The 10,013-nt window shown below is 45.5% G+C and carries 6 protein-coding genes and 1 pseudogene; 4 read left to right on the top strand and 3 right to left on the bottom strand.

Going from position 1 to position 10,013, the window contains the following annotated elements; all coding sequences use genetic code 11:
- Window positions 1-343 precede the first annotated feature (343 nt).
- Window positions 344-1,801 (bottom strand): annotated as a pseudogene (locus P5674_RS20970) (recombinase).
- Between the two features lie 107 nt (window positions 1,802-1,908).
- On the opposite strand from P5674_RS20970, the gene P5674_RS20965 reads away from it, so the two are divergent.
- Together P5674_RS20965 and P5674_RS20960 are read left to right on the top strand one after the other, a co-directional pair.
- Complete coding sequence (locus P5674_RS20965; RefSeq protein ID WP_006616649.1) at window positions 1,909-3,510, top strand: iron uptake porin; 1,602 nt, start codon at window positions 1,909-1,911, stop codon at window positions 3,508-3,510.
- A 9-nt stretch (window positions 3,511-3,519) separates the two neighbouring features.
- Window positions 3,520-5,142, top strand: coding sequence for an adenylate/guanylate cyclase domain-containing protein (locus P5674_RS20960; RefSeq protein WP_006616650.1), 1,623 nt, complete (start codon window positions 3,520-3,522; stop codon window positions 5,140-5,142).
- Between the two features lie 19 nt (window positions 5,143-5,161).
- On the opposite strand, the gene P5674_RS20955 is transcribed toward P5674_RS20960, so the two are convergent.
- Entirely contained in the window at window positions 5,162-6,082 is a 921-nt protein-coding gene (locus tag P5674_RS20955) for an NAD(+) kinase (protein WP_006616651.1), read from the bottom strand.
- 88 nt (window positions 6,083-6,170) lie between these two features.
- Between P5674_RS20955 and P5674_RS20950 the strand changes: the two genes are divergently transcribed.
- Both P5674_RS20950 and P5674_RS20945 read left to right on the top strand, forming a co-directional pair.
- Window positions 6,171-6,863, top strand: coding sequence for a ComF family protein (locus P5674_RS20950; protein WP_006616652.1), 693 nt, complete (start codon window positions 6,171-6,173; stop codon window positions 6,861-6,863).
- A gap of 99 nt (window positions 6,864-6,962) precedes the next feature.
- The gene (locus tag P5674_RS20945) at window positions 6,963-7,544 is read left to right on the top strand and encodes a TIGR04376 family protein (RefSeq protein WP_006616653.1); all 582 of its coding nucleotides are present in this window, start codon (window positions 6,963-6,965) and stop codon (window positions 7,542-7,544) included.
- Window positions 7,545-8,265: 721 nt separating this feature from the next.
- Here P5674_RS20945 and ald read toward each other — a convergent pair.
- Window positions 8,266-9,351 (bottom strand): alanine dehydrogenase, encoded by a 1,086-nt coding sequence (ald, locus tag P5674_RS20940; RefSeq protein ID WP_006616003.1) that lies wholly within the window; start codon window positions 9,349-9,351, stop codon window positions 8,266-8,268.
- Between the last annotated feature and the right edge of the window lie 662 nt (window positions 9,352-10,013).

The following is a 10,013-nucleotide window of genomic DNA, read 5'->3' as shown; positions in this document are numbered from 1 at the left end:
TGGTGGTATGGGTATTTGACAGATTGATTAAGTTGTGCTTATTGACTGAGTAATCAACCTATTGACAGAATTATTTTCCTGTGCTAGGACTAGATTGTGAGTAATATCTGAGTAACTCAATAGGATATAGGGGTTGAGTAATAACCCGCTATCGCTGTCAGGATAAGGGTTTAAAGGCAATGCAGGCGAAAGGAGAGTTTCCTAACCCATAAGCTGTAACCCCTATTCTACCGTTACTTAGGTGTTACTCAAAACCATAGCAGGATCTATCAATCTGTAGCCATAAAATAACCCCTAGGGGTTTAATCTAGGGGTGTTAATTTATGAAAGGTTGACGATTAGATTAATCTATCTGATAGATAACTCTGAGAAATGCCTTAGCTTCTGGAGTGTCAACATCAAACCCTAACGCTGTTAACCGTTCTATGGCTACGTTCAATGGTATAGGTAACTTAGAAACCCCTTTGAGAACTTCTAAGGTAGCGTCAATGCCTTCTGTCTTGTATTTACCCTCATTGACGATTGTGCTATGTCCCATAAGTCTAGCTCGCAACTCGATAGGTAGTCCATACTTTTCACCTAACAGGTTGTACAGCCTACGAAAAGCATATTTTTGGGTCACCGGGCATTTCATGAATTGAAGTCGTTGACTAAATATTGTCTCAAAGCCTGTAACTATGCTTTTGGGTTTACTACCTTTTCTAGGACTATATTCTGGCAATAACGGTCGTTTCAATTCTAGGAAATCAAACATTTCAGGGCTGGGAATGGGAGCAACAATCCTTCCCCCTGTTTTAATACTCACTTTCCGACCTTCTGCGTCAGTAAAGTAAACATAGTCACCTAGCACCAAGTAATTGTCTTGATTATCGGGGTCTGATAGTGCTTTGATAGTGATACCATCATCCGTTACAAATGGCTTAGTTAGATTAACGGCGGCGGCTATCTCAGTAGGTCTTAACCCGTACATTACCGCCATACCAGTCACCCATAACCAATTATGCCTTGTTAATTGATGTTGGTGACCTTTAACAGTATAGGCTTCTTGTTTGGCGCTATACCACCAATCCTTAAAGGCATCGATGCCTATCCGTTGTTTCTTTTTGAATTGTGTTTGTTTGGCGTTAATAGGTTCAAGCTGTTTGAGTAAATGGTCTTTGTTAGGTGATTTCTCAGCTATGGCTTTTAAGATGTAGTAACGTTCCTTGAAGGTTTTGGAGCCTACTAATTGTTCTCCATTCTGCAAGGGAATATATAGCATAGCCTTGAAACTCTCCCAGCTAGGATATTCATCCCAGTTAGGGAACAGCCTGAAATGCGCCCCTTTAGTAGACTCGTAAGACGCTAAGTCGCTAGCGATATCGCGAGAACGCGGTCGTCCTGTATTGCGGTTTTACCCGGCAAAATACTCATCCTCCAGTTGTTGGAATATTTCCCGGTAGGCTATCAGATTATCCTCAATCTGGTTCTTTCCTAAGATAGTCGCATCGTACCAATCCCAAAATTCACTAGCGCTAGTGATAGTCCCTAGGGCTTCTGATACCAACTTAGCTTTCCTGACTCCATCAATAACCCCTTCTGGAGTACATTCAAGGTTAGCCGTTTTGGGTAGCCGTTTCCCGGTAGGTGGTTGCTTAAACTGCAATAGTAGGTTGTACCTAGCCCCGGACTTTTGTAGTTTGAGTGTCACTCCTTTGGGACATTCCCCTTTAAAGTCTTGATAGGCTTTCAGGAATCTACTATAGCCATCGTCATAATTACCCTTTCCCCCTACAGTAGGGGTATTGATATCGTTACTCATTTTTTACTCACTTGTTATCCTGCTATGGTTTTGAGTAACACCTAAGTAACGGTAGAATAGGGGTTGTAGGCTATATAGACGCTGTTAATTCTGAGGAGTGTTGTCAAATGAGCAAATTATGGGGCTATAGTTTCTGGTCAAAAGTAGCAATGATTCTTCCCCTTACCAGTGCGATCGCTTCTATTATCCATACCAATACAGCGATCGCCCAACTCTCCGAAGACATCATTAGCACCGATGACCTAGTAGAAGTTCAGGGACAAGTTACCTCCGTTTCCCAACTCTCAGACGTTCAACCCACAGACTGGGCATTTCAAGCCCTACAATCCCTTGTTGAACGCTATGGCTGTATAGCAGGATATCCCGACGGAACCTACAGAGGCAACCGCGCGATGACCCGCTACGAATTCGCCGCCGGACTCAACGCCTGTTTAGAGCGAATTAACGAACTGATCGCCGCCTCCGTAGTTGATAGAGTTACCCGTGAAGATCTCGCCGTCCTCCAACGTCTCCAAGAGGAATTTGCCGCCGAACTCGCCACCTTAGGAGGTCGTATCTTCGCCCTAGAAGCCAGAACCGCAGAATTAGAAGCTAACCAATTTTCCACTACCACCATATTCGGTGGTGAAGCCATCTTCGGCTTTGCTGGTGCCGTAGGCGGAGACCCTCCCGGCACCGGAGACAACCATCAAGCTACCCTCCACTATCTCCTGCGTCTCGGAACCGTATCTTCCTTTAGTGGTCTCGATCGCCTCCGCATAGGCTTCGTTTCCGGTAACTTTGAAAATAGAGGATTAGCCGGAACCGTAGAAGATCCAGGGTTGGGAGATATGGCCCTGCTGTCATACCAAACTGATAGCAATAATCAACTATTCCTCGATTACCTAGAATACAGATTTCCCGCCTTTAATAACCGGGTAGTCTTCACCGTCCGCCCCGTAGGATTTAGTCTCAGCAACGTCCTCACTGCTAACTCACCCTTTTTCGATAGCGGTCGCGGTGCCATTTCCCGCTTTGGCGAGGGTAGCCCCCTATTTAAAATGGGCGCTTTAGACGGAGGCGCTGGGTTTGATTGGTTAGTTTCCGATAAAGTGCGACTACAGGTAGCCTATGGCGCTCGCAGCAGCTCCGATGCCACACTCGGCATTAGTCATTCCGATCATAGTGCTTTAGGAGTACAATTGTTACTCAAACCCAGTGCTAACACCTTGGCAGGTTTAACCTATATTAACGCCTACTCTGCCAATGGTCGCCTAGACACCCTCACCGGAAGTTTGAGCGCCGACACCTCCGGGTTACTCAATGAACCCATGAACTTTAATGCAGTAGGGGGGTCCTTCCAGTGGCGCATCAAATCGAATATTACCCTCGCCGCCTTTGGAGGCGTGACCTTTGGGGAATCAACTACCAGCAACGCCTATGCCAACACTACCACCTACAGCCTTTCTCTCGGTTGGTCTGAACCCTTCGGCCGTAATGGCGACCTATTTGCCTTTATCTTTGGTCAACCGCCTAAACTGGTAGCCGGCCGTAATTTGCCCTTGGGAGAAGATCGCGATACCTCCTTACACTTCGAGACTTTCTACCGTTTCCGTGTCAGTGATTATATCTGGGTGACACCGGGTGTATTTATGGTCACCAATCCAGAACATAATGCCAATAATGACACAGTTGTAATCGGTGTTTTGCGTACCACATTCTTATTTTAATCATTTTTCATGGCTGAACTCAGGCTGCGACTAATTCTTGAAAACCAACCCGAAAGGCTAATTCCGGTCGATCGCAATGAATTTATTATTGGGCGATCGCCTGAGTGTAACCTGCAACTGCCTTTTATTGAAGTATCGCGCCGTCATACCCGCATTTATAAAGGGACTGATGGTGGTTGGTGGGTGGAAGATTTAGGTAGTAAAAACGGCACTTGTCTAAATGATATATCCTTAACCCAGCCTCACCCCCTCAAACTTAACGACCAGTTGCGAATTGATCAGATCCGCTTAGATATCCTAGCACCAGATACCAAGAAAAATGGCGGGCGCAAAATTGGGACTCTGGTGGAAGGAACTAATTTAATTGGTCGGGTTCAGGATCTTAAACAACAATGGATTCAAAGTAACACCCAATTTGATGAGGATATTAATAATTATCGTCGCTCTGTAGCCCGCCTACAAGACCTAGTAGAAATTGCTAAATGTTTGAATAGTGCTGAGTCTATTGATGCCATTTTCTCACAAACTCAGTCCGTGATTTTTCATGATATCCCCATTATTGAACGCTTGGCTTTACTCGTTGATCTCAATGGTGACGGACAACTAGAACTCGTCAAAGTAGCCTCGAAAAAATCCGGTAACAACCCAGATATATCTATTGATGGAAGCTGGATTAGTCGCAGTATTTGTCAGCGAGTTTTTCGTGATAAAATTGCTATTAAAACCGCTGATGCTCAACAGGATACACGCTTTGAAAGTGAACCCAGTATTCTAGTTAAAGATATCCGATCTTGTCTGGCAGTTCCCCTATGGGATGAGGATCATGTCGTAGGTGTTTTATATGGAGATGCTCATTTTTCCTTTGACTACTGGACTCGTGGCGGAGATGAAGATTTGAGCTTTTTCTCAGCCTTAGGAAATTTAGTCGCGGCTAGTGTTCAACGTTGGTTACTTACTCAAAAATTACAGCGGGAAGGCACTATCCGTGAACGTCTGGAACGCTACCATACCCCGGCGGTCGTACAGCACTTAATCAATGTGGGCGCTTTAGACAATGGCCGTTTGCCTTCCACAGATGCTGAAATTAGTATTTTATTTGCTGATATTGTCGGTTTTACTGCCCTTTCTGAACGCTTACCTGCTCAGGAATTAGCGACATTACTTAATGCTTTTTTTGAGGAAATGTTGCAGGAAGTTTTTGCCCTGGGAGGAACTTTAGATAAGTTTATTGGTGATTGTATCATGGCGTTTTTTGGCGCGCCTGAAGCGCAATCAGACCACGCAGAACGCGCTGTTCATGCCTCTTTAGGAATGTTAGAACGCCTAGAAAAACTCAACGCTGAAGGTAAGTTATCAGAACCACTACAACTGCGTATTGCTATTAATAGCGGTAGGGCGGTAGTTGGGGATGTCGGTAGCTCCCAACGAGTAGATTATACCGTCTTGGGGGGAACAATTAATTTGGCGGCGAGAATGGAGCCGATTTGTCCCCCAGGAAAGTGTGTCATTAGTCAGGCGACTTATCAAATGTTGCGATCGCCTGAGCAATTTGCTCTAATGGGAGATTACACCTTTAAAGGCATTGATCATCCCGTCACCATTTATCAAAATGTGGAAGTTGGAAAACCTTGATCACCCTAGTCTAATTGCATTAATTCCGGTGATTATTAATATGTCTAACTCTCGCCCCCGCCCATTGCAATTTTTCCCGCAGGGTTTGATAAAACGAATAGTCCTCCCGCAGAATGATAAATTTAGCCTGACAGTCTGCTTTCCTCACATCAACCCGCTGTCCCGGCCAAATCGATGTAGCCAATACCCCATCAGTCCATAATTTAGTATCATGTTCGAGGTCAGCTAGGGGCCAAATACTGACCACTGACCCCGAAGGAATTACCACAGGACGACTGGAAAAGCTGAGGGGACAAATGGGACTAACAGTGATCGCATCCATCCCCGGATGCACAATCGGACCGCCTGCAGACGCATTATAACAGGTAGACCCCGTGGGGGTTCCCACAATTAAGCCATCCCCTTGATATTGATCAATTACTTCCCCGTCAACCTCCATCTCTAAGATAGAAGTAGGCATTCGATACGCAGAAGCCGGTTTGATGCACATTTCGTTTAGGGCCAAAAAGCGATCGCTTAACGGTTCTAGGTGATCGCGGGAACCTTCAAAAACCGCCGCCTGTAACATCATCCGCTGTCCAATAGCGTAGCGATCCTCAAATAAACGAGCTATAACCGTTTCCGTATCCTCTATATCCTCAAAGGACTCAGTTAAAAATCCTAAATGCCCCCCCACATTTGCCGCTAAAATGGGGATACCTGCTTCCGCTAAATGTCTCGCCGCTGCTAAAGCCGTTCCATCTCCCCCTAATACCACCGCCAAATCGATAGGACTACTACTAGAAGCTAGAAACACCGGGTAGGGGTTATCTTTCGCCCCACTCGGTCCCATCAAAACCTGACATCCCCGCCGTTCAAATTCTCGGGCGTATTGTTGCGCCCAACGCTGACTCAGCCTATCCCTAGATTTATGAGCAATGATGACTTGTTTAATCTGCACAGTCCCAGTTAACCTTGGTTTAATCTATGATTATCCACCAAAATTGCCCAACACCGCAATTGTCTGATTCTCTGTTTTTTAACTCGCCATGACTAATTCTATTCTTCAATCTGTCTTTAATCTCTTTTTAAAGCCAGAATGTCCCCTCTGTGCAAGACCTACAGATCAGGAGTTCTGCCACTATTGTCAACAACAATTGTTAGAATGTCAATTTACCCACCCAGGACTATTCCCTGGTCAGGTGCCGATTTTTGTTTGGGGTCGCTATGGGGGAGTCCTCAAACGAGCGATCGCTGCTTTAAAATATGATGGCAACCCACAAATCGCCAAAATGTTAGGCTATTGTCTAGCCGAGGGGTGGCTCAATACTGTCAACCGGGTTCCCCAGAATTTAGTTGTAGTTCCTATTCCCCTACATCCCGATAAACTCAAAAAACGGGGTTTTAATCAGGCAGAATTATTGGGGCGCGGCTTCTGTGAAATTACAGGTTTACCTATAAAACCCCATGGTTTACAAAGGGTCAAAAATACCGAAGCCCTGCACGGCTTATCCCGACAACAACGAGAACAAAATTTGCTGGGGGCTTTACGAGTCGGAAAAGACACCCTTCCCCCTCGCAGTTCTGTGTTGATTATTGATGATATTTATACCACTGGGGCTACGGTTAATGCTGCTATTCAAGCCTTGAAGTTGAGAAAAATTAAAGTAGCTGGAGTCGTCGCATTAGCTACCACAGCTTCCCCTAAATCTTCCCCTGGTTCACTATCATCTATGGCCTAGGTACTGACAACCCTACCAATAACTTATTCCTTTTGGTTGAGATCTCCCTAGATTTCGCTAAAATATAATTAGCCGTCATAGCCATCACCGACAATCATTATGGGCTTATTTGAAGATTTCAGCCGCTTTCTGGAAACCCGCCTAGAGGAATTTTTGCGAGATCATCCTGATCTGGAATTGCAAGCCCTTGAGGAACAGTTGCGTCAACAGGAAGAGGACACCCTCCGATTAATTGCTGACCTACAGCGTGAGGAAAAGAAATGCACTGAAGAAATTTTGGCGATCGCACAAGATATCCAAAAATGGCATAAATGGGTCGCTAAAGCACAAGCCGCCAACCGCCCTGACCTCGCTGAAGCCGCACAAGAAAGAGAAGCCTCCCTATTGCGACAGGGAAATCAGCGCTGGGGACAAATGCAGGGCGTTAAAAACCGCATCGAAAAGTCTAAGGAACTCTATCGCCAGATTCAACAGCGACGCAAAGAGGTTAAAATTAAACAGCAGGAATCCGCCGCCAACCGCACTAAAACTACCCAAACTAAATCTTGGGAAACCCAGGGATGGAACCAAGGAAATGATTACACTCGCTTTCAAGCCACCCCTGACCCACTCGAACAGCAGTTTCGTCAGTGGGAAATGGATGACGAACTCGAACAACTCAAGCGCAATATGCGTCAATAACTTTGTGTTAACTTTTGTAAAAAAAAATTAAGTTTTGTTGCGAAAAATTTTTTTTCGGGGGGTGGGGTTGCTTTTGCGGGGGGCTCGTGCTACCATTTAGATAATGGGAGTGGTGACTTTTTTGAAATTTTTAAACATATTTTCATTATGAAACTGTATCTTAATATCTTATCATTAGTTCCCGGCTGTTGTCAACCCTCTGCCCAGGGGGCCGAACAAATTTTTTTTTGAATAAAAAATCAACAGTGCTAAAACTACCCAAACTAAATCTTGGGAAACCCAGGGATGGAACCAAGGAAATGATTACACTCGCTTTCAAGCCACCCCTGACCCACTCGAACAGCAGTTTCGTCAGTGGGAAATGGATGACGAACTCGAACAACTCAAGCGCAATATGCGTCAATAACTTTGTGTTAACTTTTGTAAAAAAAAATTAAGTTTTGTTGCGAAATTTTTTTTTTCGGGGGGTGGGGTTGCTTTTGCGGGGGGCTCGTGCTACCATTTAAATAATGGGAGTGGTGACTTTTTTGAAATTATTAAACATATTTACATTATAAGACTGTATCTTAATATCTTATCATTAGTTCCCGGCTGTTGTCAACCCTCTGCTCAGGGGGGCCGAACAAAATTTTTTTTTTGAATAAAAAATCAACTTTAGAGAATGGGGCAGTTGAGCCAACCACCCCATCAGTAACTGGCGGCGATAGATAGATAGTTAAACCTAAGCCAAATCAGGGAAAACTTCCCTAACGGCGGGATGAACAAGTTGGTGATTTTCGACATTTAAACCCTTAGCTAAAGCGGCATCTTCAGCTAAAGCGCGAATGCCACGATCGCCTAATTTGAGAACATAAGGCAAGGTGCTATTATTTAAGGCTTGGGTAGCCGTACTGGGTACAGCCCCCGGCATATTGGGAACCCCATAATGAACCACCCCATACTCAATATAAGTTGGTTGAGTGTGAGAAGTAGGCCGCAGAGTTTCAATACAACCGCCTTGGTCAACCGCCACGTCAACTAATACAGAACCGGGGCGCATTTTAGCGACCAATTCACGGGAAACTAAAATCGGAGTCCGAAAACCTGGAACCAAGACCGCACCAATGAGTAAATCAGCCTGGGGAACAGTAGCCTCAATGTGGGCTGAATTACTGTAAAGCAATTCTACCCGGGAACCAAACAAAGTTTCTAAATAGGAGAGGCGATCGACATTAATATCAATAATTGTCACCATAGCACCCATACCAACCGCAATGCGGGCGGCTTCCGTGCCGACGATACCACCACCTAAAATCACCACATGACCGGATTTCACACCGGGGAAACCACCCAGGAGAACCCCTCGCCCCCCTTGTTGGCGTTCCAGATATCGGGCTCCAAACTGTACGGAAAGGCGACCCGCAATGATACTCATGGGAGTGAGTAGTGGTAAGCGTCGGTCTGATAATTCTACTGATTCGTAGGCGATCGCATTCACGCCACTATTAATCAGGTGTTCGGTCAATTCCCTAGCCGCCGCCAGATGTAAATAAGTGAATAGAAGTTGTCCCTTCTGAATAAAGGGATATTCTGAGGGTAGGGGTTCTTTGACCTTGACCACCAATTCACGATTCCAGGCTTCTGTGGGTGAGGAAACCACCTTAGCGCCTGCTTCGAGATAGTCCTGGTCAGAAAATCCCGCCCCGACCCCCGCTTGTGTTTCCACAAAAACCTGATGGCCTTTTTCACAACAGACTCGGACACTACTGGGGCTTAATCCCACCCGAAATTCCTGATCTTTAACTTCTTTGGGGACACCAATTTCCATATAACCTCAACCTTAATTTTCTGAGAATGTCCGAACTGCACACCCTACAAATTCCTTGCAGGTGTGGCAACCAGGTAAAATATAGCCTAGCATTGGCTTTCTGGCATCCAGCAGATCCGATAGGTTGGGTTATCTTGAAAACACCGGACTAAGACCAAAAGTGCCAAAAAATCGCCTGGACAAACCGAGTTCCGACATTAGAACTTGTTGTGTACTACCTCTGCATCAATACCATTATCAGAAGAATGGGTCTAAAACCCCGTCACTTCGACAAGCTCACTGCATCGCACTTCGATGACACTCAGTGCATAGCCTTCTAGGACGGCTTGGTTCTCAAATAGAGAAGTCATAAGGATCAAGACCCGTTGAAATAGCTACGATGAGAGCGCACCTAGACAGTTCCGAGGGGCAATATTTAACTACATCCCTGAAGACAAACAGCTTTGGGCTTGAGTACAATTAAACATAGTCGCCACAGGGGATTGGGAGACTCTAAACGGACGCAGAGCCAGGGTAAGAATACTTAGGTAGCACATTGCTGTGAAGCGTCAAGGAATCCTCGCTCCTTCAGGACGAGGAGGTATGTCACTATAATGCGATCGCCTACAAGCCGGGGCGGGTTTACCAAATTGCTGCGGTGGTGGCGCACCTCCCAGAAACAC

It is taken from the genome of Limnospira sp. PMC 289.06 (assembly GCF_032350395.1).
Taxonomy (GTDB): Bacteria; Cyanobacteriota; Cyanobacteriia; order Cyanobacteriales; family Microcoleaceae; genus Limnospira; species Limnospira platensis.
This window is presented reverse-complemented; position numbering and strand designations above follow the sequence as displayed.

Bases quoted from the DNA above. Each gene is read 5' to 3' on its own strand.
- P5674_RS20950 (WP_006616652.1), top strand. From the start codon at position 6,171: ATGACTAATTCTATTCTTCAATCTGTCTTTAATCTCTTTTTAAAGCCA.
- P5674_RS20945 (WP_006616653.1), top strand. From the start codon at position 6,963: ATGGGCTTATTTGAAGATTTCAGCCGCTTTCTGGAAACCCGCCTAGAG.
- P5674_RS20960 (WP_006616650.1), top strand. From the start codon at position 3,520: ATGGCTGAACTCAGGCTGCGACTAATTCTTGAAAACCAACCCGAAAGG.
- ald (WP_006616003.1), bottom strand. From the start codon at position 9,351: ATGGAAATTGGTGTCCCCAAAGAAGTTAAAGATCAGGAATTTCGGGTG.
- P5674_RS20965 (WP_006616649.1), top strand. From the start codon at position 1,909: ATGAGCAAATTATGGGGCTATAGTTTCTGGTCAAAAGTAGCAATGATT.